17 protein-coding genes and 1 tRNA gene are annotated in these 25,639 nt (G+C 32.6%); 6 read left to right on the top strand and 12 right to left on the bottom strand.

The annotated features are described in order from the left end of the window. Positions 1-1,607: 1,607 nt before the first annotated feature. Positions 1,608-2,555, bottom strand: a complete 948-nt coding sequence (gene trxB, locus LNP27_RS14725; protein WP_229942403.1) for a thioredoxin-disulfide reductase — start codon at positions 2,553-2,555, stop codon at positions 1,608-1,610. Positions 2,556-2,714: 159 nt separating this feature from the next. Here trxB and LNP27_RS14720 point away from each other — a divergent pair. Together LNP27_RS14720 and LNP27_RS14715 are read left to right on the top strand one after the other, a co-directional pair. Continuing rightward, positions 2,715-2,789, top strand: a tRNA-Pro gene (locus tag LNP27_RS14720). A gap of 52 nt (positions 2,790-2,841) precedes the next feature. Beyond that, positions 2,842-3,084, top strand: a complete 243-nt coding sequence (locus tag LNP27_RS14715) for a GIY-YIG nuclease family protein (RefSeq protein ID WP_229942402.1) — start codon at positions 2,842-2,844, stop codon at positions 3,082-3,084. Between the two features lie 197 nt (positions 3,085-3,281). On the opposite strand, the gene LNP27_RS14710 is transcribed toward LNP27_RS14715, so the two are convergent. The 5 genes from LNP27_RS14710 to LNP27_RS14690 all read right to left on the bottom strand — a co-directional run bounded on the left by LNP27_RS14710 (position 3,282) and on the right by LNP27_RS14690 (position 7,878). Further along, positions 3,282-4,115 (bottom strand): GIN domain-containing protein, encoded by an 834-nt coding sequence (locus LNP27_RS14710; RefSeq protein ID WP_229942401.1) that lies wholly within the window; start codon positions 4,113-4,115, stop codon positions 3,282-3,284. 256 nt (positions 4,116-4,371) lie between these two features. Continuing rightward, positions 4,372-5,112, bottom strand: coding sequence for a head GIN domain-containing protein (locus LNP27_RS14705; protein WP_229942400.1), 741 nt, complete (start codon positions 5,110-5,112; stop codon positions 4,372-4,374). A 2-nt stretch (positions 5,113-5,114) separates the two neighbouring features. Further along, positions 5,115-6,878 (bottom strand): PspC domain-containing protein, encoded by a 1,764-nt coding sequence (locus LNP27_RS14700; protein WP_229942399.1) that lies wholly within the window; start codon positions 6,876-6,878, stop codon positions 5,115-5,117. 2 nt (positions 6,879-6,880) lie between these two features. Beyond that, positions 6,881-7,213 carry a PadR family transcriptional regulator gene (locus LNP27_RS14695; RefSeq protein WP_229942398.1) on the bottom strand — a complete coding sequence of 111 codons (333 nt, stop codon included), beginning with the start codon at positions 7,211-7,213 and terminating at the stop codon, positions 6,881-6,883. A 209-nt stretch (positions 7,214-7,422) separates the two neighbouring features. Continuing rightward, positions 7,423-7,878 (bottom strand): DUF4870 domain-containing protein, encoded by a 456-nt coding sequence (locus LNP27_RS14690; protein WP_229942397.1) that lies wholly within the window; start codon positions 7,876-7,878, stop codon positions 7,423-7,425. A gap of 196 nt (positions 7,879-8,074) precedes the next feature. Between LNP27_RS14690 and LNP27_RS14685 the strand changes: the two genes are divergently transcribed. Next, positions 8,075-8,527 (top strand): DUF4442 domain-containing protein, encoded by a 453-nt coding sequence (locus LNP27_RS14685; RefSeq protein ID WP_229942396.1) that lies wholly within the window; start codon positions 8,075-8,077, stop codon positions 8,525-8,527. A gap of 83 nt (positions 8,528-8,610) precedes the next feature. Here LNP27_RS14685 and LNP27_RS14680 read toward each other — a convergent pair whose 3' ends face one another. From LNP27_RS14680 to LNP27_RS14655, 6 genes are all read right to left on the bottom strand, one after another. Then, a complete protein-coding gene (locus LNP27_RS14680) occupies positions 8,611-8,832 on the bottom strand; it encodes a hypothetical protein (protein ID WP_229942395.1) in 222 nt (73 codons plus the stop codon). 278 nt (positions 8,833-9,110) lie between these two features. Then, a complete protein-coding gene (locus LNP27_RS14675; protein WP_229942394.1) occupies positions 9,111-13,712 on the bottom strand; it encodes a LamG-like jellyroll fold domain-containing protein in 4,602 nt (1,533 codons plus the stop codon). A gap of 452 nt (positions 13,713-14,164) precedes the next feature. Continuing rightward, the gene (nagB, locus tag LNP27_RS14670; protein ID WP_229942390.1) at positions 14,165-16,093 is read right to left on the bottom strand and encodes a glucosamine-6-phosphate deaminase; all 1,929 of its coding nucleotides are present in this window, start codon (positions 16,091-16,093) and stop codon (positions 14,165-14,167) included. Between the two features lie 39 nt (positions 16,094-16,132). Next, a complete protein-coding gene (locus LNP27_RS14665; protein WP_229942389.1) occupies positions 16,133-17,515 on the bottom strand; it encodes a sugar MFS transporter in 1,383 nt (460 codons plus the stop codon). A gap of 79 nt (positions 17,516-17,594) precedes the next feature. Then, positions 17,595-18,470 carry a sugar phosphate nucleotidyltransferase gene (locus tag LNP27_RS14660; RefSeq protein ID WP_229942388.1) on the bottom strand — a complete coding sequence of 292 codons (876 nt, stop codon included), beginning with the start codon at positions 18,468-18,470 and terminating at the stop codon, positions 17,595-17,597. 26 nt (positions 18,471-18,496) lie between these two features. Further along, positions 18,497-19,573, bottom strand: a complete 1,077-nt coding sequence (locus LNP27_RS14655) for a mevalonate kinase family protein (protein ID WP_229942387.1) — start codon at positions 19,571-19,573, stop codon at positions 18,497-18,499. Positions 19,574-19,912: 339 nt separating this feature from the next. On the opposite strand from LNP27_RS14655, the gene LNP27_RS14650 reads away from it, so the two are divergent. The 3 genes from LNP27_RS14650 to LNP27_RS14640 all read left to right on the top strand — a co-directional run bounded on the left by LNP27_RS14650 (position 19,913) and on the right by LNP27_RS14640 (position 25,570). Then, complete coding sequence (locus LNP27_RS14650) at positions 19,913-20,953, top strand: LacI family DNA-binding transcriptional regulator (protein WP_229942386.1); 1,041 nt, start codon at positions 19,913-19,915, stop codon at positions 20,951-20,953. A gap of 314 nt (positions 20,954-21,267) precedes the next feature. Beyond that, positions 21,268-23,466, top strand: a complete 2,199-nt coding sequence (locus LNP27_RS14645; protein WP_229942384.1) for a TonB-dependent receptor plug domain-containing protein — start codon at positions 21,268-21,270, stop codon at positions 23,464-23,466. A gap of 778 nt (positions 23,467-24,244) precedes the next feature. Continuing rightward, positions 24,245-25,570: a DUF3472 domain-containing protein gene (locus LNP27_RS14640; protein WP_229942383.1), complete on the top strand. Its 1,326-nt coding sequence runs from the start codon at positions 24,245-24,247 to the stop codon at positions 25,568-25,570. Positions 25,571-25,639: the final 69 nt, after the last annotated feature.

The raw sequence follows: 25,639 nt of genomic DNA, 5'->3' as shown, positions 1-25,639 counted from the left end.
AATACAATTATTTATGGTTATTGAAAATCTATTTTGTTAACATTTGTTAATGTCTGATTCCTTGACTTTTGTACAAGAATTAAATTTTTGTAATACTTTGACAGAAGATGTGCTTAAGATTTTTTTGCTTCTATCATTCGGTTAATGCTATAGTTTGAAAAAAGTAAACAAAGATTATAAATGAGAATAAACTCCAGAAATCATAGTGATAATTACATCATAAAAAGTTGAAGTTTCCAATTTTTTGAGGATTTTTCTGTTCGTTTCAAAAAAATATTGACATTTTAAATAAAGGTAATAACTTAGATATTAGAAAAAGATAGGGGTTTATGTAGCTTATTATTAGTATTTTGTAAATATATTATAGATATGTTATTTTAATCTTTAAATATTTTTTCTATGAGTGAAACGCAAAAAATTAAAACTTGTATGACCTGCTAATAAGGATAATTTTTTTGATATAATCGATACAGTTTTTTGAGCTGTTATTTTGGACTTCCACAGCAAGATATTGAAGCTAGATTATCGAAATGTTCAAATCCAATTGCTTTTTAGAGATTCTCAAGTGGCGAAACTCATGATAAAAACTCCAGAAATTAGAGTGTTGCATGCTGACATAAATACGATACATAAGGCTTTTGAATAGATGCCGAGCTAAAGTATTCATAATTGTCTTCCAGATTAGCAAAGTCTTTTGAAAAAAGTACAAATCGTTGCTTTTAGATAGGGTTGGAATGGCTTCAAATACTTTGGTTCACAATTTCTTCTTTGAAATTGTGAACTGATTTTTTTTCAAGCAAGTATTAAATAATAAAACTTCATCGAATTAAAGTTAAATGTTTAGAAATTAATTAGGTGATTTTTATAAGTTACAACACGTATAGTTGCAGCTCTACTTTTTAATAGTATAAAAAATTAAAAAATAGGAATTATGGAGACTTCACCTGCATGTATAAGAGGTTAATGCGTATGCTATTTGCATCGATAATTTCGGCAATTTTGATGTTGGTGGAGATATAATGACTGCCATTCAAAAAAAGCGCTATAATTGGTTTTACAGCAGCTCTTTATTCCAAGTTTAATTTAGCCGTTAATTCGCAAAGTATTGTATACCAACATTGATTTCGTTTTGATACTGGTTTATGGAATAATGGGTCGGGAAATAATAAATGTTTCCCGGGTACTAATTTTTTTGCGGGAATAAAGTAGCGGATTTTGATAGGGATTTTGCTCCGTTAGTCAAAGCACGAATTGGCGGTGGTCAAATTAAAACTAATTCTGATGCAGTTATAAACTATGTTAGTGTCATTGCAGATGAGTTAAATGTGCTTACTAAACCTAGTGATAAAGTGATAGAGCGTGAAAGTGTCAAAATGGGTGCGATTTTAAGAGTTTATAGTCAGCAGGATAACTGGTTCAAAATAAGGTCAGATGAAAAATGGGTTAGTAAAAAGGACTTAAAAGTTGATTGATAGTGATTGCGCTAGAATTTTTGTTCGAATTTTTTTAGTAAGTAAGTATTATGTGATTGATTCGAAGTATTTCAAAAGAAAAGAGTCCCAATTAGTGGAAATTGGGACTCTTTTTATATTAAACTATAAAGATGATTATTCCTTTGCAGCTAGATATCTTTCAGCATCAAGGGCAGCCATACAACCGGTACCAGCAGCAGTAATTGCTTGACGATACACATGATCTGCTGCATCACCCGCTACAAAAACACCTTCAACATTTGTCTTTGAACTTCCTGGTGTATTAACAATATATCCTGTTTCATCTAACGTAATATATTCTTTAAAAATATCAGTATTAGGTTTGTGTCCTATTGCTACGAAGAAGCCTGTTGCTGGAATATCAAACGTTTCCCCAGTAGTTTTGTTCAAAGCCTTAACTCCAGTAACTACTTGTTCATCTCCCAATACTTCAACGGTATCATGGTTCATTAATATCGTAATATTTTCAGTTTTGCGAACGCGAGCCTCCATAATTTTTGATGCTCTAAATTTTTCGCTTCGTACTAACATCGTTACTTTTTTACAAAGTTTAGATAAGTAATGAGCTTCCTCACATGCTGAATCACCAGCACCAACAATTACTACTTCTTGATTTCTATAGAAAAATCCGTCACAAACAGCACAAGCTGAAACTCCACCACCCATTTTTAAATAGTGCTGTTCTGAAGGCAATCCTAGATATTTAGCTGAAGCGCCTGTAGAAATAATAACTGATTCACAATGCAATTCTTTTACATCATTTATCCAAACTTTAAAAATATCTCCCGAAAAATCAACTTTGGTAGCCCAGCCATCGCGCACATCAGTACCAAAACGCTGCGCTTGGGCTTGTAAACCCACCATCATTTCTGGACCTGTGATTCCCTCAGGATTTCCAGGCCAGTTTTCTACTTCATTAGTTGTAGTAAGTTGGCCTCCAGGCTGCATACCTTGATATAAAACGGGGAAAATATTCGCTCTAGCGGCATAAATAGCTGCAGTATAACCAGCAGGACCAGAACCTATAATAAGACATTTAATTTTTTCGATAGTATCTGACATAACAAGATTTTATTATAATTTTTTATGATTGCAAATGTATGTTTTTTATTAAAATTTGTTTCATAACTACCATCATAATTAACTATTAAAAAATAATTATAATCAATTTAAAATTATTCCTTGTATAACGAAATAAAGTTTTATATTTGCACCCGATTACGGGGTGTAGCGTAGCTCGGTTATCGCGCCTGCTTTGGGAGCAGGAGGCCGCAGGTTCGAATCCTGCCACCCCGACAAAAAGCCGAACATAATGTTTCGGCTTTTTTTGTATAATAATTTCACGCTTATGTATACAGTTTACATTCTTTTTAGCAAAACTTCCTTGAAATATTATACAGGACAAACAAACAATCTTGAAGACAGATTAAATAGACATAATTCTGGTTTAAGTGTATCTACTAAATCGGGAAAGCCATGGACTTTAATTCATCAGTTACAATTTAATACGCGATCTGAAGCCTTACAAATAGAGAGTAAAGTTAAAAAAAGAGGTGCTAAAAGGTATTTGGAGGACATTACCTTATTGTAAAATTTAATTAATATTATCGGTTGTAGCGTCCCGCAATGGCGGGAAGGCCGCAGGTTCGAATCCTGCCGCCCCGACAAAATGCCGAACAGAGTGTTTCGGCTTTTTTTTGTATAATAATTTTAGAGAGACGTAATTTTTAATTCTTTTTCAAGCGATTTTATAAAGTATTGTAAAGATCTAAAAGCTAAAGAATTTTATTATTTTAATTTCTTAATCAATTTAGCTTCATCTAAAAACTTGCTTATCTCTATTTTTGGACTGCCTAAAAGTTGAATTTCAGATTTATTTATAGCGTCGATAATCACTTCTTTTTCCACAAATAAGCTGCAGTTGGTGTAGCTTTCAGTGGTTATAGTAGCGCTTACTGTGTTTAATTTATTTCCGGTAAATGAAGCATTATTATCTAAGCGAATAGCTGCGCTTGTTGCATTTCCTTCCACAGTAGCACTCGATTTTTGATACTGATCTACTTTCAAAACATCTGTAATAACTAATGCTTTCAAAGAAGCATTTTTATTCAATTGGATTGTCGTGTTTTCAGATTTTAAATTTAATTCTGTTTTTGTTTTGTCTCCTGCTTGAAGAACAAAATTTTGAGTCTTAACATTTATGAATAGTTTAGAGGAGTCAAATGCATTTATAGTAACTTTATCTAGCAAAAGTTCTTGAATTGCATTTATAGAAGACTCGTTTTTTGAAGAAATCAAATTCAAATTATCAGTATAGGTCACTCGTACAATCATTTTTTTATAACTACTAGCCAGCTGAGTAGTGTAAATTCGTAAAGTTTTGTTGTATTGTTCCAATGAAATGATCTCGTGAAGATTTTCGTCAGCTTCAATTTTAACTTCTGCTTTTTCTCCTCTCTCTAAGTGTACTTCAAGATTATCTTCAATTACTAATTCTTGAAAATTATCAATGTCACGACGCTCTGTAGTAACTATTTTTGAACCCTTTATTTTTTCCTTTTTCTGCGCTAATAATACTGTTGTAGACAAAACAAGTAGAAGCAATGTAATATATTTTTTCATAACAATTTGTATTAGAGTAGTCACAAATATAAAGAAATCATAATCGTTGTAAGGGGTAATTTTGTATTTTAAAGAAATTATTTTAGTAGTCTATCTTTTTATTTACAGAAGGTTTTCTCCTTTTACTATTCATTATTTTTATTTTCGATTCTTTCAGATTTTTAAATATATAACCATAGTTACTTAGTAGTGACGCTTCTGTTGCAAAAAAAAACATCCATACTGGTGGATGTTTTTAATGTTCTAATTGGTAATTTTATTGCTTATCAACGCTACCGCCGGAATGAACCATTTTACGAATTGTTTGAGGCTGGTTTTTGTATGAGATATTACTTCCACTAGTAGCAGTTGCATTCAAATTCACAATAGGGTGAACACGAATTGTTGAACCACTGGACGATTTTGCAATTATATCATTAACTAATAGTGAACCCGCATTTATAGAACTTCCGCTTGATGCTAAAGCTTCTAGATTTAGTGCCATTCCTTCTAAAGTTATTGAGCTTCCACTGCTCGATTTACTATGTATATTATCTGATTTAACATTTACATTGATTGTTGCGGCGCTAGAAGTTCTAAAAGATATATTTTCGCTTCTCAATGTATTGACACTGTTAATCGTTGCCGCACTTGAAGCAGATAACTCTTCAATTATTGGCGTTTTTACGATGACTTTTTTTGATTCGATATTAAAAAAAGAGTTGTAATCACACGCCACAATAAGAACGCCATTTTCTACTCTGGTCGTAATGTGTTTTTGCAAATTATCATCCGCTTCAACGCTTATTGCAGTATTATCGCCTTGTTCAATAACAAGATCGATAGCATTACTCACTTCTACACTTTTGAAAGTTCCATCTATGCGACGATTTTCAATGGTTACGTTGCCACTTCCCTTTATCGAATTCAGATTTATCGATTGGTTACAAGATGCAAAAAGTAAGGCTGTTAAGGTAACCAGGATGAATTTTGTAATTATTGTGATGATTTTTAACATGACTAATTCGTTTTAATGATGATGCCGTCTTTATTTATTTTCAATTCCTTGAACTTTTTATCAGAATTAGTAATAGAATCTTTCTTTATTGAAATTCCCTTTTGATTTATCGTTACTGAAGTCTTAGTATCATCATTCGTATCAATTACAACATCACCATAGTCGCCTGTACTATCTTCAGCGCCATTTAGTACATCGTCATTTTCTGTGTTAGCACAATTTATACAGATTATTTTATTTTGACCTACTTTATAAACTTCGTTTTGTCCTGGATTCCATAAAAAATAATCACTATCAGTTCTATCATAATCTCTCATAGAATCATCTGGTTTGATCAACGTCCCTTTTGGCAAATATAAAGTGATTTCAATTTCTTGATCTCTGTATTTATTTTTTAAATCCGTCAGTAAGTAGTTGTCTAAAACTAACTGATTTCCCATGATTGTATAACCATATTTTATTTGCTCCGCTCTTTTTTTGGCCTCAGCTAAAGATTTTCCTTTGGCTTCTTTCTCAATTTGAATGTAAGGCAATTTTTCATCTGTTTTTTCTATTTTGAATCTAACTTCATTAGAATAAATGATATCTATTCCAGTAGAATCCTGGGTTATCATAAAATTATTGCGCTCTTCTACGTTCTTAGCAAAATAATCGTTGTGTTTGAATTTTATGAAAAGTGTATCAGTAGGGTTTAGATTAAAAGTTTCTTTTTTTACTACTCTACCATCAGCGGCGAACGCAGTTGCTTGTTTTACTGCAATGGAGATCGCTAATGAAACAGCAATTATCCATAGCGCAAGCAAGGTGTATTTTGCAATATTACCAATAGATTTCATGTTAGGAGCTAAAAGTTTAAATCCTAATAATGTTAGAAAAAAGAAAGGAATTCCAACAGCAAAAAACATCAAAAGTCCAAAAGCCCATATAGGATAATCAGTAAAATTCCCGGCTTCAATAAAACCTTGCCAAGGGAAATCTATAAAGACTCCAGAACCTAATGTGAAAATTCCAACCAACAGAAAAAATAAGGTTGTTATTCCCGTAATTATTAAAATTACACCTAGGAATTTAGCGAAAATCTTAAAAATGGTCAAGATGAAGTCGCCGAAAGAATTTCCTAATTTGCCTGCGCCAGTTTTAATTTGGTTTCCGTACTTGTCATAATCTGCATTTTTTATTTTGTCAGAAACGTTATCAAATTCTTCTCTTACTTTTTTTTCAATGTTCGAGATGTTAACTGGCTCCCCAGTCATTTCTAGTTTTTCTGACGTAGTAACAGCTTCAGGTACTACAATCCAAAGAATAATGTACGCAATGATTCCTGTACCAAATCCCCAAACTAAAAGTATCAATGCTAAACGAATCCACACAGTATCAATCCCAAAATAGTATCCTAAACCGGATGCAACACCACCAATCATTCCTTTTTCCTTATCGCGGTACAATTTTTTTGTTCTCGTACTATATGTTTTGTTGTAAGTTGGCCCAGTTGTGCCGTCATCTTCAATTATGTAATCTTCGGGCTGTCCCATTACGGCAATAACCTCATCTACATCTTTCAACCCTATTACGTGCTTATCTGTTTTTTGCTTTTCGTTCAACAATTCCGAAACACGCATTTCAATATCTTTTATGATTTCGTCATGACCAGAAGAGTTTGATAGTGATCTTTTTATTGCGTCAAAATAGCGCGTTAGTTTTTGGTATGCATCTTCATCTATGTGAAAAAACATTCCACCTAAGTTTATATTTACAGTTTTGTTCATGACTATTGTTTTTGGTTGGTTATAAGGTTTACGGCATCAGATAATTCAGTCCAAGTGCCAGTTAGTTCGTTCAAAAAAGTTTGTCCTATTTCGGTAAGTCCGTAATATTTTCTAGGTGGTCCTGATGTTGATTCCTCCCAGCGATAGTTCAGTAATCCGTCGTTTTTTAGTCTTGTTAGTAGCGGATAAATAGTTCCCTCCACGACTAATAACTTTGCATCTTTCAAAGTGTCCAGTATTTCCGATGTGTAAGCATCTTTTTCTTTCAATACAGATAAGATGCAAAACTCGAGAACACCTTTGCGCATTTGGGCTTTTGTGTTTTCAATGTTCATAATTGCTTTTTGTTTTTAGTTGATTAAACTGTTCATTTTTTGATTAATGTGCCAGTTTGGTTACCTGGCTTGTGATGATTTAATTTTTTTTAGGAGCTAATCCCGCTTTCCATTACAATCCACGCTCAAAAACGTGGGATTTCCATTGCAATCGGGGCTAGGATATTCGGTCTGTCAATGCGTCTCTTTATTTAATCATATTTTTGTTTCTACTTAATAAAAGGAATCGTTATGGGATAGCTAAAGTTTTCTCCATTTGAGGTTTTAATAGCGGCATAAATAATTAAAAAGAACTCAGCTATTTTCAAAAGTCCAAAAATGGTTAGACATACTATTCCAACGGTTAAGAATCCAATATTGGCTTCAAAGTTAAAGTTAGAAAATTCAAAATCATGATTATTCATTAAGGCATTAAGCGACATGTCTTTGAATATTGAAATTAGAAAAGAAGGAATTGCTATCATAAGTAAAACTAAAGAATACAATAATAAACTCAATTGAAAATTTAGGACTTGTTTTCCGTTATGATTCACAAATTCCGATTCCTCTTTTTTAGTACTCCATAAAATTATTGGAAAAATATAATTTCCGAAAGGAATAAAGTATTGAGTAAGTGAACTCAAATGTGTAAATGTAGCAATGTTTTTTTCCGTAGTTGATTCCATTTTGTTTGATTTTTTGATGATGATTGAAACTTCGAAAGAAATTGCTAAATTGTCTGCCTAGTAATTTCTTATGCAAATATATATCTAAAAGACAGTATATTGTTTCGCATAGTACTGAATGTTAACAAAAAATTAACAATTGTATTTTATATGTATGCATACTATTTTTTTGTATTTTAGCAAAAAACCACTGATGATGAAACTAACCGTATCAAAACTTAACAACTTTTTATTATTCAAATTACCTTCAGCATTTATCTGCGGAGTGCGTGTAAAAGCGATAGATGAGGAAAGATGTATCGTCTCTGTAAAACACAGATGGATTAATCAAAACCCCTTTAACTCGATGTATTTCGCTGTTCAAGCAATGGCTGCTGAACTTTCTACAGGCGCTTTAGTGATGTATCAAATTCAAAAGTGTGATAGGAAAATATCGATGTTAGTGGCTAACAACAAAGGAAATTTTACAAAAAAAGCTACTGGACGAATTACTTTTGTTTGCAACGACGGACATCTTATCGAAAAAGCAATTCAAGAAACAATAGCTACAGGCGAGGGGCAGACCTTCTGGATGAAATCCGTTGGAACGGATGAAAAGGGAATTCAAGTTTCCGAAATGGATTTTGAGTGGAGTGTAAGAGCCAAATAGAAATTTTTTAAATACGCTAGTAATACAAAATGCCTCTGAATTTCAGAGGCATTTTTCTTTTATTCTATTTCTAGACGTTTAGATTAGCATTTTTTACCAGAACCAGAATCGCATTTTTTTCCTTCTGCTTTGCACTTTGCTTGACATTTTGCTACTTCAGCTGCAGTCATGCCTTTTGTTTTTGAGTCTTTTTTAGCACAACAAGATTCTTTTTTTGCTTTTTCTTTAACTACAGTTTTGCCTTCTTGAGCACTAATAGAGATTGTAAAAAATGCAATTGCAATAAATGATATTACCTTTTTCATTGTATAAATTTTAAATTGGTTTCTTTTTTATTAGATACTATTCTGAAAAATAGTACCCAAATATAGATAATTATTCAAATATAAGGTCAAATTTCTAATTAATATTTCCTTAATATTTAGTTTTGTATTGCTATTGTAATTTTATGTAAATAGCGTTTTATTTTTAAAGAATTAAGTTTGTTTTTTTGAGCTCAAAAGAGGAGAATATAGGACCGCTTTTAGTCAAAAAAAACTCCTCAATTAAGAGAAGTTTTTAAAGTTTAAAAAGAAGCGTGTACTTATCTAACGATAATTTTCTTACTGATGTTTCCTTTGGTAGTTTTTAGTTTTACAATATACACGCCTGAAGTCATACTTTGAACTTGAATTTTAATGTTTGTTTGTTCCTTATCGGTCACTTTCCAGTTAGCAATTGCTTTTCCTTGTATGTCAAAAAGAGATGCTGTTTCAACTGTGTTGTCTTTCATGTTATTTGCAATAGTCAAAATTTTGCTGGATTGCGTGTAATGTATAGCAATTGCATTTTCAAAAGTGGCATTTTTAATACCAAGAGTTTTAACAGTAAAACGCAAGGAGAACCGATCATTTACAATTCCTTCTGTAAGTTCTATTTCAAACAAAGCGTCGTTGATGGGGTGGTGTATATCGGTTTCAGCATCATAAATATAGACTGATTGGTTGGTATCAAAATTTTCCAAAGCATCGACTCCAAAAGACACTTTACCGGCTGTTTCTATTCGAACGCCAATAGGGAAGGAGGCATTTTTATCAAAATACCCTTCTCCTTGTATGGCTAATTCATTTTCACCATTCAATAAGTACATATCACTTGGTGAGTTGTCTATATTATAAGCATCGTAACCATCATTCATTTCGCTATTCGCTTGCTCATCCATAAAGGCTATTAAAACTTGTCTATGGTAGGTTTTGGTATGATAATTAAAACCTAAACGAATTCTTTTGTGTGTGTCTTTTTCAACAACATCATTGGAATTGTCTCTATATATTGTCTGTTTTTGATTGTTGTTTTTTGGTTTTACTTTGTACATCACTTGCGAATTTGGTGTGTCGTTTTCTTTTATAAAAGCTCTTTGACTATTATTAAAAGTAACTGCAGCACTAGATACGTTTTTACCAATCACAAAAAATCCTTGTCCTACTGGGATAAATTGTTTTGGGGCAAGTCTTAATGTTGTACCAGCACCACTAATAAAATCTATTCCAACTGAACTTGGGGGTAATCCTCCCGATAAATTTCGGATGGCATAACCACCTTGATAATCTCGTAGGATGTGGGTATTGTTACTAGTGTAGTGTTCCCAGAAATAGAGTCCGCCATCGATAGCAGGATTTGCATCAGAGTTTTTTATTGAGCTAATGTTATCATTTATAAATTTATTAGCATCTAGTGAAGACGGATAGGGGTTACCTGTTAATAATAATTGATCATGATTAACAGTGTTGCTTATAGTACCATTATTTGGTTTTCCAACGAAAGTGTAGTTTTGAGTTGAAGTACTAGTACCACTTCCTTTTAACGTAAAACCTTTTCCTACGTCTAATGAACCATTTTCTCCTATTCTAGTCCAATTGGCATAAACACTCGGTAAATTATCAAATTTATAAACCCAATATCGCGCTAAACTTATTTGGTTTGCTGTTGATGATCCATCATAGCCTTCTATCCAATTTATAGATTTAGGATTAGCAGGATCAGTTCCGTCATGTAGCAATTCTTTTAAGGTAAAAGCTTGATTATTTGCATTAGAATTAATTTTACTAACCGGTGAACTCCAGTAATTGTAATTGAACTTATTGGATTGTCCTTGCTGGTCTCTTTCAATTGAACCTTTGCTTGTTGGGTCTAGCTCACTATCAGTGGTTTGTAGTAATTGTGACATGCCTTGCAAATCTATTTTTCCGTCTAGTTTTAAATAATGAGAAACTTCAATTTTAGTATCATTAGTAGCGGTTACTGTATTATTTTCAACAAGTAATCCTAGAACTGTTTTGTTTCCTGTTGAGATTATATTATGATTTGTTTTTACAATGTTCCAATCAATGTAAGTTTTAACGTCTACTCCTAATGAATTTGGTATGTTCCAAATATCTCCATGAGACCAAGTTGCATTATTTTCCCATACATTATCTGTTAATGTAGTATAAGGTAATGGAGCTGTTTCAGGTTGGGCAGTAGTAATACCTGTTAATTTACCATCGCGTGAATTAGTACTTTTATCTATCAAATGACCATTTACAATATCACTAGATTGAACCATCTGGTAATATCCTTCTAAATTTCCCCAGTTTATCCCTAGAATAATTTGTGGTACTGTTAAACCTAAAACACTAGATTCATTATTTTTAATTTTTTGATTCATCATCTGATGCATCTGTGATTCTGTCAAAGCAACATTCCAAATTCGTAGTTCTTGCATCCATCCATTAAAAAAATTAGTTGGGAGATAAGGATAAGAAGTGTTTTGAATCATGGCTCCTAATATAGATTTTGTATTATTGTTTGCAATTGGATTGTAACCAGACACTGCATTTTCTACTTTAATCCCGTCGATAAATAAATTATAGGCAGTTCCATTAAATGTCACTGCTATATGATACCAACGTCCAGTACTAATAGGAAATTTTGAAGTTATTGAATTTCCTTTATTCCAATTAAATGAAAGGATATTGTTTACTATTCTTAAATCATAACCATCTTCTAAAGCCACTGAGCTTCTTTTAGAAAAAATAGTTTGAATATTTCCATTCGAAACTGAAGGTTTAACCCACACTTCAATGCTAAATGAACCACTATCAAAATTGTAATTATTGCCAAAATTAACATTGTCGTCAATTCCGTCGAAATCTAATTTATTACATAAAGCAGTACTAACTTGTACGTCATCAAATATTGGAGTGCATGTGCCATTGCCATAGGGAATTGTCCAACGCAAAGTATAAATACCTGCATTGGGAGTTGAGAATTCAGTGGTTGGACTATTTTTGTTTGAAAACACTTCTCCACCTCCTGTTGGGCCATTAAATATTGACCAAGTGCCTTGAGTTCCTGCTGTTGCATTAAGAACTACTGAAGATAAACCACACATTGAAGATGATGTATCAGCACCAGCTAAAGAAGCAAAGCAAGGGCTATTTGAACTATTAAAGTTCACCAGAATAGGTTTATCAATTAAACCACCACAACTTGAATTAGGATCAATACCTTGTGAAATTGGAATGGTAAAGGGGTTATTAGATACAGCTCCAGCACCAGAAATAGTACCGGTTAGCGATATGTTAGAATTACAACCGGCATTAAATAATGTAGCGCAATCAGTTGTTAATTTTACTTTAAAAACTAAGCTCGCTAGTAACGTGTTGGGGTTTGCTAGCGGTATGTTTCCAATATTCCATATTATTGAATTAGAATTACTATCAAATACAGGGGCATTAGTAGGTAAAAATGAGTTGTCAATGATGGTAGTAACAATACTTTCTATTGTATATAGAGTAGAAAATGGTATTGGAATGGTGATAATTGAATTTTTAGTTGACTCAGACCCTCTATTTCTAATATCAATTTGATATTCAATATCATCTCCGGGTGAAGCAGCAAGCGGAGAAGGTGATGCGGTTCCTCCTATTGAATTGATCTTTATTATTCCTTGTGGTTCGGGTATATATGCATCCACCGACATAGCAAAACCAAAAATAGTATATACATCATAATTTGATCCAAATCTAAAATTTGTAGAGGTTTGATTGTTATCAATTACTGAGTTTCCTGGATTAGGCATTGTAAACATGCTAAAATCGACTCCAGTATTATTATTTAAAATCGGATTACTCATACCTGTAACTGGCTTTGGAAAAATCGATGAATTAAAAAAGTTACCAGTTAAATTACCTGTATGATTTAGTATTTGGTAGTTTCCAGGATAACTATTTGAATCGCTATTGAGCTTTAGTACAGATAAATAATCGGTTCTACCTGATGCAGTACCCACATCTCCTTCAGCTGCCATCACTCCTAGTTTCATATTTACAGGACCTGAGCCTACTGTTGTAAAACCTGAAATAGGAATGTTTCCATATTCACCACCATTAGTTTTTTGACCGTTTACATAAGCATAACCATCAAAAAGTGTTACTGCGCGAGGTTTCATTGCTGGATTTTCATAAATTACTATCATTACCCATCCTCCAGAATACCCTGGATTACTATTAGTTCCTTCTTTCAATGCTATGTCTGCTACAGTATATTTACCTGGACCATGTAATTTTACATAATCAGTAACTTCCTGATATCCTACAAAAATACCACTTTGAGCAACTCCAGGAAAACGGATTGCAGTTGTGTTAGAGTTTGTTGTCGCTGTGATTTCAGTGTAGTTAATAGCACCTGGACCTTTTAACGAAACACGATTTTTATTATATGTTTTGGTAACGGAATTTTTGGTAACTGAAAAAATTTCTTTGGTATCATCTGATTTTCCTGTCCAATAAAGTCCTGCAAATAAAACTTTTGAGCAACTCTGATTCGTATCATTTTCACCTGCATTAGAAAGTTCCAATGTTGCCATCGAAGAGTTTAAAGTAGTTGATTCTTCGTCGATATCGACATATATCATCTCGTTACCTTCATTATTTTTTTTGTCGCCATAAGATAAAAGTGTCAAATTAGTATTTCCCAACAGCGTAAAATCTCCTTTAATATTATAAATTTTTTTTTCAGGAGTAGCAGTTGAAGATCTTTGAGAAAAATCAACTTGTGGGGTTGTTACGCTTTGTGCAGTGATTTTAAGGATAGGGAAAATTAAAATCAGTAATAATAATAGTAATCCATTTATCTTTTTATTCCGTAAAGTAATTTTATGCATAGTTTTCTACTAATAAATTAAGTATGATTTTTGCTCGTAATAATTAGTTATTAGTTACGATTTGCCACCCTAAATTTAAATAAATTATTTTAGTTCATCGATTAAAAGCTACAATAAGCGATTAAAAGCATATTTATCTAAAAAATATAAATATAAAACTACAAATTAAATATCTGCTATTTAAAAAAATATATTATTAAATAATTATGAGATGTTTGTATGAAAATGTAAGAACAAGTAGTTTTACGTTTCCTTTTTTTATGACTATTCTCTTTTTTATAAATTGATTGTGACGCATTAAAAAAATAAAATAAAATTAGCCAAGGTATACTTTCAATTTTTTTTATTGAAATATACCTATTAATATAGTAATCCATAAAAAGAAATAGCCCTGAAACCGAAATTAAATTTCCGTTTCAGGGCTATTATTAAAAGCTCTAATTATTATATTTTTAGTAATGCCATCTAACAAAGGCTTCCATGGCTGCATAACTTGCTAATCCTAATTGATTGTACATATCAGCTGTTTCTTTATTTCGATCTTCGGCTCTTTGCCAAAATTCTCTTGCATCAGATCCTTGGAATACGACACCATCTTTTTGAGATTGGTGTTTGAAGATTCCGTGTCTTTTTTCTAATACTTGATCAGGGCTCATAGGGACAGCCATTTCAACCTCGTCAATTCCCCATTCTTGCCACGCTCCTCTGTACAACCAAACCCAGCAATCTTTCATAAAATCTTTCGATTTAAGATTTTTCACTGATTCGAAAATAGCATCAAGACAAACTTTGTGTGTTCCGTGTGGATCTGCTAAATCTCCTGCAGCATATATTTGATGTGGTTTGATTTTTTCAATAAGATCCATCGTCAACTGAATATCTTCAGCTCCGATAGGTTTTTTCTCGATAGTTCCTGTTTCATAGAACGGTAGTTCCATAAAGTGGATTTGATCATCAGTTAAACCTACAAAGTGACTCGTTGCACGTGCTTCTCCTTTTCTAATTAAACCTTTCAAATACCTAACCTCCGGAATATCTATTTCACTATTCTTTTTGTTTTTTAGGAATTCAATCGATTTTTGGAAAATAGCGTCAGCTTCTGGGCTTTTTATTCCAAATTTTTCATTGTAGTCACATACAAATCGCGCAAAACGAAGCGCTTCGTCATCAGCAACAGCGATGTTTCCTGATGTTTGATAGGCTACGTGAACTTCATGTCCTTGTTGTTGCAAACGCATGAAAGTTCCACCCATACTAATGATATCATCATCAGGATGAGGACTAAAAAGTAGGACTCTTTTTCTTGCTGGTTCCGCACGCTCTGGTCTATGTGAGTCATCAGCGTTTGGTTTTCCACCTGGCCATCCAGTAATAGTATTTTGTAAGTTATTGAATATTTTAATATTAGTATCATAAGCAGGACCCACTTCTGCAAGTAAATCGCTCATTCCATTTTCAATATAATCAGCATCTGTAAGCATTAAAATTGGCTTTTTAAGATCAAGAGCTAATCCTAAAACGGCTTTTGTTGTTAGTTTATCAGTCCACTCGATTTTATCAACAAGCCAAGGTCTATTGATTCTAGTTAGTTTAGAAGCTGCTTCTTTGTCTAATACATAAACTGCGTTGTTGTGCTCTTGTAAGAATGAAGCGGGAACTTGATTTGTTACAGGACCTTCAGCAGAAGCTTTAACAATATTGGATTTTCCTTCACCCCAAGCCATTAAAATAACTTGTTTAGCTTCCATTATTTTTTTAACTCCTAATGTAATAGCCGTTCTAGGTGTATTGTTCAGACCAGAAAAATCTTTACTTGCCGCTACTCTTGTGATATGATCTAGAGCAACTAATCTCGTTTTAGAGTGTTGTAACGATCCAGATTCATTGAAACCAATATGACCGTTTCCTCCAATTCCTAAAATCTGTAAATCGATTCCGCCTAAAGATTCGATTTTTTCTTCATAAGTAGCACAATATTCTGCAATTGCTTCTTTTGTTAAAGTTCCGTCCGGAATATTGTAATTCTCAGGCAAGATGTCAACATGATCAAATAGCAATTCTTTCATAAATCGCACGTAGCTATTTATGGAATCTGGCTCCATTGGGTAATATTCGTCAAGATTGAATGTGATTACATTTTTAAAACTTAATCCCTCTTCTTTGTGTAAACGAACTAATTCAGCATATAAACCTTTTGGAGACGATCCAGTTGCTAGTCCTAAAATACAAGATTCATTCTTTTCTTGTTTTGCCTTAATAACTGTTGCAATCTGTTGCGCAACTGCTTTCGATGCCTCAGTTGAATTTTCGAAAACTAGAGTATCAATATTTTCGAATCTTTTTTCAAAATCAGTAGCCTTATCTATATTACTTTTTAACATTTTTAGATGTATTTTAAATTATGGTAATTATTTTGAATCTTATTTCCTTGACCAACTTCTATACTTGTGCCCTTTTATAGCAAAAAACAGTATCATTAAATAGGCTGGCAAAAGCATTAAATACGCAATTTGGTTTCCGCTTTTTGCAGTTGGAGTAATTCCTTGAGCTTCATTAGATAAATTAATAACTTCAGCTAAATATCCATATACTAATGGAAAAACAGCACCTCCAATGATACCCATAACTAGAATTGCTCCTGCTATTTTAGTGTAACCACCAAGATCCTGAAGTGCTAAAGGCCAAATAGCGGGCCAGCAAAGTGCATTTGCAAGTCCAAGCAAAGCTACTAAAATAATTACTAATGGCATAACTGGTAGTAATGGTAACTGCACCATAACTGAAGCATCAACGTACACGATTAAAAATACTAAGATTATCCCCAGAATACCAGAAGCTTTTAGTGCAGTTACTTGCGACACATATTTAGGTATAAGTGAAACCCCTAATAAATAGCCTATAACCATGGCTACCATAGTAAATGAGGTTAATTTTAAATATAAATCGCCATTCTCACCGTAAACGCCTAGTTGTTTTCCGAACTTTCCTATTGTATCCCCTGCGATAACTTCAGCAGCAACGTATAGTATTAATGTAATAACTCCTAGAACTAATTGAGGAAATTTCAGGGCATTAGCCATTTGCTTGAAAATCCCCTGATTAGAAACATTTCCATCTTCATCTAGGTTGATCTCCGGTAATGGTGACATTCTGATAATAACTGCAAGTATAAGGATCACAATCCCCATGTAAATATAGGGTGTTTGTAATTGTAGTGCCAGTGAATCTAATGCTTGCGCTTTAGCAGCGCTATCAAGTAGTGCAATTTTATCAGCAGTATAATCTTTCATGTTTGATAATACCAAAGCAGTTAATGCTAATGGAGCTATAAAACCTGCAAACTTATTTGCAAGACCTAATACACTGATTCTTGCAGCAGCACTTTCTCTAGGTCCAATAACCACAACGTAAGGATTTGCAGCTGTTTGCAAAATTGCTAATCCAGTTCCCATAACAAATAAGGCAATTAGGAAAAATAGAAAAGTTCTAGTTTCTGCGGCGGGATAAAACATAAAAGCACCTAATGCAATTACAATTAATCCAATTGATACACCATTTTTATAACCAACTTTCTCTATTACCCATGAGGAAGGTATAGCCATCACAAAATAAGCAATGTAAAAAGCAAAAGCTACAAAGTAGGCTTGAGATTCTGTTAATTCACAAGCTAATTCAAAAAATGGGATTAGCGGACCATTCAACCATGTTACAAAACCTAAAATGAAAAATAACGTAGTTAATATAATCATTGGAATCAATACGCTGCCTTGGTGTTTTTCTGCAGCACTGTTATTTTGGGACATATTTTTATTTTTTTTTAGCAATAATTAAAATTATTTTTTGAATTATTAAACAGCGTTAGCTTGTGAAAAGCGTAAGCTTTTAGTTTTCCCAATCTAATGTAGGGTAGTGTTTTTTTAAGTATTCTTTTACTTCTGCTATATCCTCTTTGGCTGTTAAATCAGGTACATGTTCAGAAAAAGGGATTCCTAAAGCAGAATTTGGATGATCTATTAAAGAGTTCAAAAGCACTGTTGGTAATTCCTTCTCGTCTCTTTCAGGATGTACAGGACAATTTTTAAGATAGGGATATAAAAGGTTACCTTTAAATTTAAAAGCGTTCATACTCACTCTTAATTTACCTTCGCTGTCTTTGTATTCTTCTAAGACATCAGCAGATGGTTTCTCTAAAATATCAAGTAGGTTGTTATTCTCATTAAGTTTAGCAATTGCAAAACGAGAAATTCTCTCTAAAGGGAATTCCATAGCATCTCTATCATAACTGATAAAAGCACTAAGGCTATCAGTTTCTCTAAGAGCTAATAAGGCAGCAGTAGAGTATAGATTATCACTATTACAAACAGAGTAAGATTCAGTATTTAATTCTGGATATTGTTCAACCGCTTGAAATAAAGCATCGGCAGTTCCAAAAGGTTTTACTCTTCCTGCTGGAATATATTGCGTGGCAAATGAGATGTTCAAACCGTGAAAATCGTTATTTTTATCCTGACTTCCGTAAAATTCTTTAAATAAATCTCCTTGTTCCCCTATGATAATGTAGATGTTTTTGTATCCTGCCCTTTTTGCATTTAATAAAAGATAATCTAATAATGGTCTTCCATTAGGACCAACTCCAATCAGTCCTTTACTTCTTTCGTTAGCTTGTGCGATTTCTTCTGCGCTTAAGTTGTCTAATCCAACTTGTTTTTTCATTCTTGAAGAGGCGCCACCCGCTAAAATTACTAAATTGTCATGCATGATTATTTTTTTAAAAGTTAAACTATTTATTGAATTCTTGATCCTGGATCAACTGTTACTGGATAGGCAGCAACTGCACCTGCGGCAAGAATAGCCTCCACTACCGGAGCTTCATTTCCTGGTTCAGCTAGTACCACAATGCTACCACCACCTCCAGAACCAACAATTTTAGCACCATAAGCTCCCGCTTTAAGGGCAGCATCGATCATATCGTCGATTCTTGGAACGGTAATTTTCAAAAGATCGCGTAATACAGCGTGATGTTGGTTCATCAATGCTCCAATCTTTTTTAAATCTAAATTTGGTTTTTGAAATTCAATCAAAGCCATTTTAGTGTAATGGTGATTCTTTATAGCAGCTTCAAAGAATGGAATCAAGCGATCTGGAAGATAATTCACGTATTTATATAAATCCTCTATTTCCGCAGTATTCAAGTCAAAATGTGGAAAATGTTTTTTTATTGTAGTAATTGCTAACAGAGCATTCCCTTTTAAATCACCAATCAAGCCGATAGTTTCTTTGGGTACACCCGAAACACCAGTTATAAGTCCACCTAATTCTGTTCCTATTACTGAAAATGAAAACGGATCACGAGTGTCGATATGCACAATATTACCCACACCAATGCTGTAATGATCCATCATTCCTCCTGGTTCTCCATGTTCAACAACTTCTGATAGATAACCCATTCTTGAAATGAATTCAGGAGTGATTTCTTCATCGACACCATAGGCGTTAACTAGAAAATTAATCCAAGCTAGCAATAGTGCAGAAGAACTTGAAGTGCCGGAATTAATAGGAATATTTCCTGTTACAGTAATATCATAACCCACATTTGGAATGCAACCATGTCTTCTTAAAACTCGCAATGAAGAGGCAAAATAGTCTCTCGGTGTTAATTCTGTAAATGTTTGATTGATATCTATGATTCTAACTTGATTAATATCGACCATATTTAGTTTGAATGCGCCAGTATTATTTTCTACAGCTGTCAATTTTATATTTCTGCTGATTGCGCAGGCAATTACAGGTAGTCCAAGATAATCTTGGTGGTCACCAAAAAGACAGGTTCTGCCCGGTGCTAATGATATGATTTCTTTCACGTGAAAATATGTTAAAAATAGTATTAAATTATTAAACAAATGAGTTGTTATGTGCCGAATTTATATATTGTTGGCTAAAAAATTTTAAGAAAATTTTTTTTGAGATACGAAACTATTGATTAAATCTCAATATACCAAATAAATAAGTTAAATTGTGTTCGAACACACTTCAAAATTGTAATCGAACACATTTTATAATATTTATTAATCTCATATATAGTATGTTCATAATAGGGTATTGAACTAAATATAATAAAATTATTTAATATTGTTATATTTCTCTTTTGTTAATTAAGTCTTACAAAATAATTATAATAAAGTTTTTATATATTTGCTCATATGAATAAGAAATATACCATTAAAGATATTGCTAAATTAGCTGGTGTTTCCAAGGGGACAGTTGATAGAGTTTTGCATAACAGAGGAAAAGTGTCGCCAATTGCTCTTGAAAAAGTTAATGAAGTTTTAAAGGTAATAGACTATGAGCCAAATCTTATTGCTAGGAATTTAAAGAATAATAAAAATTATCATATTTGTGTACTGCTCCCTGATCCGGAATTTGATCCTTATTGGCTTCCATGTGTGCAGGGTATTGAGAATGCAATTAAGGAATATAAAGGGTATAATTTATCAGTAAAAACTTTTTATTTCAATCCCGAAAAAAAGAAGTCCTTTATAAAAGCGAGTGAAATAGTACTTGAATTAGCTCCTCATGCAGTATTACTAGCTCCTTTATTTTATAAAGAAACCATAGATGCTATTGAGAAATTCAATTCTTCAAATATTATGGTTAGTACTTTTAACAGCCAAGTAGAATCCAGTTTTGTAAAAAGCTTTGTTGGTCAAGATTTGTATAAAAGTGGGCGAGTAGCTGCAAAATTATTAGACACAATTATTGATAAAGGTCAAATTGTTGTTGTTCATATTGATGAAACTTTCAAAAATGCTGTGCACATGCAGCAAAAGGAAAAAGGGTTTAGAAAGTATTTTGAAGATAAAGAAAACTCTGAGTTCAGCATCATAACACTCAACTTAAAAAACCCTACTATTGAAATTAATTTCAAAAAATTCCTAAATGAAAATCCTGATGTTTCAGGGGTTTTTGTTACTACTTCTAAAACGTATCAAATAGCCAAAATAATCAGTGAGCAAAAAAATAAAAACATCAGTATTATTGGTTATGATTTAATTGAAGAAAACAGAAGTTATTTAAACCAAGGCACTATTGATTTTATAATACATCAAAACGAAAAGCAACAAACTTATTTAGGAATTACTTCAATAGTTGAGCATTTCCTGTTTGGAAAAGAAATTCCAGAAAAGATTCTTTTATCCATTGATATTATTAATACTGAAAATGCCGATTTTTATAGTGCATAGTCTAATCCATTAAAATCAATTCGCCAAAAGAGGAAAGCGTATGAAAATTTAGAGTTTCTGTGCTTGGATTTACCCATTAAATCCAAGTAGGCTCAAAATTTTAATCTCCTTTCTTAATATCCTTTGCCCTTAAAATTCCAGTTTTAATTCAATTTCCAAGAAAATTAAACTGTTTTAAAGATTCGATACTAGTTTGGCTAAGTCTATTCTTTTTGACACTGATTTTTTAGCTTTAAAAAAGCTTTTGTTTAAATTCTCTCCATTGAGTTTTAACCATATTCGTTAAATTATTTTAAAAAAAAAGAAGTTATCAAATGAAAAAAACAATGTTTTTAATGGTTTTCTTGTATTCTTTAACTGGTTTTTCGCAAACCAAAAAAGATACTGTAAACTCAATAAAATTGGATGCAATTGTTGTAAGTGCACAGCGTTTTGCAAAACCTAAAAGAAAACTCACGCAGCAGGTTGAAAGTGTTTCAAAATTCGAAATCGAAACCGGGAATTTTCAAACGAGTCCTGATGTTCTGGCTAATTCAGGAATAGTAGCTGTCCAAAAATCACAACAAGGTGGTGGTAGTCCAAATATTAGAGGTTTTGAAGCCAGTAGAATTTTATTAGTAGTTGATGGAATTAGAATGAATAACTTAATTTACAGAGCAGGTCATTTACAAAATAGTATTTCTGTAGATAAAAATATTCTCGAGAATATAGATGTGCTTTTTGGTCCTTCCTCCACAATTTATGGTAGTGATGCGCTTGGAGGAGCTATTTTCTTCCAAACTAAAGATCCAAAATTTATTTCTCAAACTTCTGGAAAGCAATTTACAGGTAATTTTTTAACTAATTACAGTTCATCAAATCAAGGAAAGTTAGGGCACTTAGATTTTAATATAGCTGGCGAAAGGTGGGCTTCCCTAACTTCATTTTCCTATAATGATTATGGCGATTTGAAAATGGGAAAACGTAAAAATGGTTCTAATGACTTTTTTGGCGAAAGACCTTTTTACGTCAAAACTTCCAATGGAGTAGATGAGGTTGTCGCAAGTGAAGATCGCTATTTGCAAAAGTTTTCAGGATACAAACAATATGATTTCTTGCAAAAAATCATCTACAAACAAAGTGAAAATACCCAGCACAGTTTAAATTTACAGTATTCTACTAGTTCTGATATTCCTAGATATGACAGATTAACAGATTTGAGTCCTAATGGGAAACTTAAATACGCGACATGGAACTATGGTCCTCAAAAAAGATTGCTTTCTGCTTATAAATTAAGCCAAAAAGACGTGTTCTTGAATAGTGATTTGAATTTGACAGCTAGTTATCAAAACATCGAGGAAAGTAGAATCAATCGAAATTTTGGTAACGCAAATGAAAGTTCAAGAATTGATAAAGTGGCTGTTTACGCGATTACTTCTGACTTTAAAACAAAAATAGGTACTGGCGATTTTATTTACGGAGCCGACATTTATTATGATGATTTAAATTCGACAGGAATAAAGAAAAATATCCTCACTAACGTACAATCCATAACAGATTCTCGTTATCCTGACGGAAAAAATAACACTTTCATGGCTGAGGGATTTGTATCTTTTAGTAATAATATTAATAGAACGGCTAGCTATAATGCAAGTGCGAGAGCAGGTTATACGTCGTTGAATAGCGAGATTACTACAAACTTTTTGAACTTGCCTTATACTACTATGTCACAGGAAAGTTTTATTTACAGTGGAGCAGTAGGACTTGTAAACAATGCAAGCAAAAATTCGAAGATAGCTTTCAATTTAGCTTCTGGTTTCCGTGTGCCAAATGTTGATGATTTAGCTAAAATTTTTGATTCTTCGGCCGGAACTTTAATTGTGCCAAACAAGAATTTGAAACCAGAGAAATCAGTAACGGCTGATTTGAGCATTACGCTGTGGGAAGGAAAGCATTTTCAGTTAGAAAATGTATTTTATTACACCCGACTATATGATGCTATTGTTACAGGACCTTATACTTTAAATGGTCAGTCATCCATAGATTATGAAGGTGAGAATAGCTTAATTTTTGCTAATCAAAATCAAGGAAAAGGTAGTATAACAGGTATTTCTACCACAATAAAAAGTTATATTACAAAATCATTATTTTTGTATGGAAATTTTAATTTTACTCATGGACGAATTAAGCATGATAATGTAAACGAACCTTTAGATCACATTGCGCCTTATTATGGTAAAACAGGGTTTAAATATGAAAGTGGTTTACTAAGCTTAGATTTATACATGCTGTATAATGGTAAGAAAAAGTTGGCAGACTATTCGCCAAGTGGAGAAGATAATTTGAAATACGCACCAGAAAACGGAACACCTTCTTGGGAAACGTATAATTTAAAGGGAACTTTATTTTTGTCACAACATTTTAATTTTTTCAGCGGAATAGAAAATATTTTAGACACGCAATACCGAACTTTTGCATCTGGGATTAATGCTTCTGGTAGAAATGTTTTCTTAGGAGCTAAGTATGAGTTTTAATCTTAATTCAAATTTGAATCTACTAATTTAGTAAAGAACAGTAGAGAAGTGAAATATCACTATAAATTGAAACTGTATTTTATTTTTGAGGATCGCAAGTTTCTCATTTTTTATGGTAAAAAGGGGGAATTTTTTGGTTACATAAATAATTCAAGCGATGCAATAAATTGCATTACGCTTTAGCTTCGATAAAATGTTTAGCCACAGATTAAATGCATTATCACCTATACTGTTTGTGAATAGTTTTAGTATAGCAGACTTTATTTCTACCCATCCAAATCTATGGACTTGAAGTCCTTGATGGTTTAAATTAATAACTAATATTTCATTTTTGTCGAATAATTGAATTCTCAATAGTAGTTGAAGGATTTGAAGATCTTCTATTCTGATATAAAAAAAAATGTTGATAAGCAGCAGTGCCAAATGTTTTTTAGTATACTCTTAATTTTAATTGGATTTGCAATCGATTACGATTTTCATTGACTTTTTATTTTTTAAATCGATTTAAATAATTTAGTTATTAAAAATTATTAATAATCCTAAAATTCAGCACAAAAAATAATTTAACAGGATTTTTTGTGTTAGTTAACACAAAAATTATGTGTTCGAACACATTTTTATTTCATTTTCTTGTTTTATTAAAATTTAATATATATTTTCGTCTTTCTTAAGGAAAAGATTGATAACAAAACAGGTGTGAAATCAATAGTATTTGAGTTTTAAAAAGTAATAATCTACCCCAGTTTTCGTATCGCCATTAACTATTTAACCAAAAAAAATGAAAAATATATTTTATTTGTGTATTGCTTTCTTATCGATTTCGGTTTCTTGTACAAGCAACAATGATTACTCACAAAAAACATCTGTTAAAGAAGAACCAAAAGTTCAAATTTCATTGCCATTAGCCGGTAATGCGTACAGTTCTATGCATTTAGACAGCAGGACGATTACTGATAATGGAATAGAAAACTGGACTGATTCGAAAGAGTATTTTACAGCTTATTTTAGGGTTTCTAATCCAGGGACTTTCCAGGTTACTATAGAGGAATCAGTTGTAATTTCGGGTAAATCAGAATTGGAGTTTTCTATCAATAAGGAATCAAAGAGGGTAAAACTAAATGCTTCTGCCCAAAAGAAAGCCATTGTAGTGGGAAATTGGAAAATTACCAAAGAAGGTTATGTTGCCATTGTAATTAAAGGTTTAAATAAATCGGGAACAAACTTTCCTGCCATTAGCCGTTTGACTATCAGCAGTACTGATTATGACGGCAAAATAGCTTATGTTCCTAATAATGAAGGTAATTTTTATCATTGGGGAAGACGTGGGCCATCGGTACATTTAAATTATCAAGCTCCTGAAAATGTAAATGCTGAATGGTATTATAATGAAATGACCATTCCTGTAGGCGAGGATAAAATAGGTTCTTATTTTATGGCCAATGGTTTTGGTGAAGGCTATTTTGGTATTCAAGTAAATTCCGATAAAGAGCGAAGAGTTTTGTTTTCTGTCTGGAGTCCTTTCACGACAGATGATCCTAATAGTATTCCGGAATCGCACAAAATTAAATTGTTAAAAAAAGGGAATAATGTAACCACAGGTGAATTTGGCAACGAAGGTTCAGGTGGACAAAGTTATTTGAAATACAATTGGATAGCCGGTACAACTTACAAATTCTTGCTTAGAGGTACACCTCAAGGCAATAATTCAACAAACTATACCGCCTATTTTTTTGCTCCAGAGACGGGGCAATGGCAATTAATTGCTAGTTTTAATAGACCTCAGACTAATACTTACTTGAAACGTTTTCATTCTTTTTTAGAGAATTTTATTCCCGCTCAAGGAGATTTTTCTCGAATGGTCGTATTCAATAATCAATGGTTTTGTGATGACAAAGGAAATTGGAATGAATTAAATAGCGCAAAATTTTCTGTAGACAACACCGCTAAACAGGGGTATAGAATGGATTATTCTGGTGGTTTAAACTCAGATGGTTTTTATCTTAAAAATGGAGGTTTTTACAATGAATTTTCTGTTCCAGGAACTACATTCAGCAGACCCCTTACAAATAAAAGCCCAAATATAGATTTTAACAGTCTGCCTTAGAAAAGATTTATATTTTTGAAAATAAAGGTAGAAAACATAAAAATGATACCATCATAAGTATCATTCCTA

The sequence above is a fragment of the Flavobacterium galactosidilyticum genome (genome assembly GCF_020911945.1).
Classification (GTDB): domain Bacteria; phylum Bacteroidota; class Bacteroidia; order Flavobacteriales; family Flavobacteriaceae; genus Flavobacterium; species Flavobacterium galactosidilyticum.
This window is presented reverse-complemented; position numbering and strand designations above follow the sequence as displayed.

What these genes read in the sequence shown, in the direction of transcription:
- trxB (WP_229942403.1), bottom strand. Translation starts at nt 2,555, where the DNA reads ATGTCAGATACTATCGAAAAAATTAAATGTCTTATTATAGGTTCTGGT.
- LNP27_RS14715 (WP_229942402.1), top strand. Translation starts at nt 2,842, where the DNA reads ATGTATACAGTTTACATTCTTTTTAGCAAAACTTCCTTGAAATATTAT.
- LNP27_RS14710 (WP_229942401.1), bottom strand. Translation starts at nt 4,115, where the DNA reads ATGAAAAAATATATTACATTGCTTCTACTTGTTTTGTCTACAACAGTA.
- LNP27_RS14705 (WP_229942400.1), bottom strand. Translation starts at nt 5,112, where the DNA reads ATGTTAAAAATCATCACAATAATTACAAAATTCATCCTGGTTACCTTA.
- LNP27_RS14700 (WP_229942399.1), bottom strand. Translation starts at nt 6,878, where the DNA reads ATGAACAAAACTGTAAATATAAACTTAGGTGGAATGTTTTTTCACATA.
- LNP27_RS14695 (WP_229942398.1), bottom strand. Translation starts at nt 7,213, where the DNA reads ATGAACATTGAAAACACAAAAGCCCAAATGCGCAAAGGTGTTCTCGAG.
- LNP27_RS14690 (WP_229942397.1), bottom strand. Translation starts at nt 7,878, where the DNA reads ATGGAATCAACTACGGAAAAAAACATTGCTACATTTACACATTTGAGT.
- LNP27_RS14685 (WP_229942396.1), top strand. Translation starts at nt 8,075, where the DNA reads ATGAAACTAACCGTATCAAAACTTAACAACTTTTTATTATTCAAATTA.
- LNP27_RS14680 (WP_229942395.1), bottom strand. Translation starts at nt 8,832, where the DNA reads ATGAAAAAGGTAATATCATTTATTGCAATTGCATTTTTTACAATCTCT.
- LNP27_RS14675 (WP_229942394.1), bottom strand. Translation starts at nt 13,712, where the DNA reads ATGCATAAAATTACTTTACGGAATAAAAAGATAAATGGATTACTATTA.
- nagB (WP_229942390.1), bottom strand. Translation starts at nt 16,093, where the DNA reads ATGTTAAAAAGTAATATAGATAAGGCTACTGATTTTGAAAAAAGATTC.
- LNP27_RS14665 (WP_229942389.1), bottom strand. Translation starts at nt 17,515, where the DNA reads ATGTCCCAAAATAACAGTGCTGCAGAAAAACACCAAGGCAGCGTATTG.
- LNP27_RS14660 (WP_229942388.1), bottom strand. Translation starts at nt 18,470, where the DNA reads ATGCATGACAATTTAGTAATTTTAGCGGGTGGCGCCTCTTCAAGAATG.
- LNP27_RS14650 (WP_229942386.1), top strand. Translation starts at nt 19,913, where the DNA reads ATGAATAAGAAATATACCATTAAAGATATTGCTAAATTAGCTGGTGTT.
- LNP27_RS14645 (WP_229942384.1), top strand. Translation starts at nt 21,268, where the DNA reads ATGAAAAAAACAATGTTTTTAATGGTTTTCTTGTATTCTTTAACTGGT.
- LNP27_RS14640 (WP_229942383.1), top strand. Translation starts at nt 24,245, where the DNA reads ATGAAAAATATATTTTATTTGTGTATTGCTTTCTTATCGATTTCGGTT.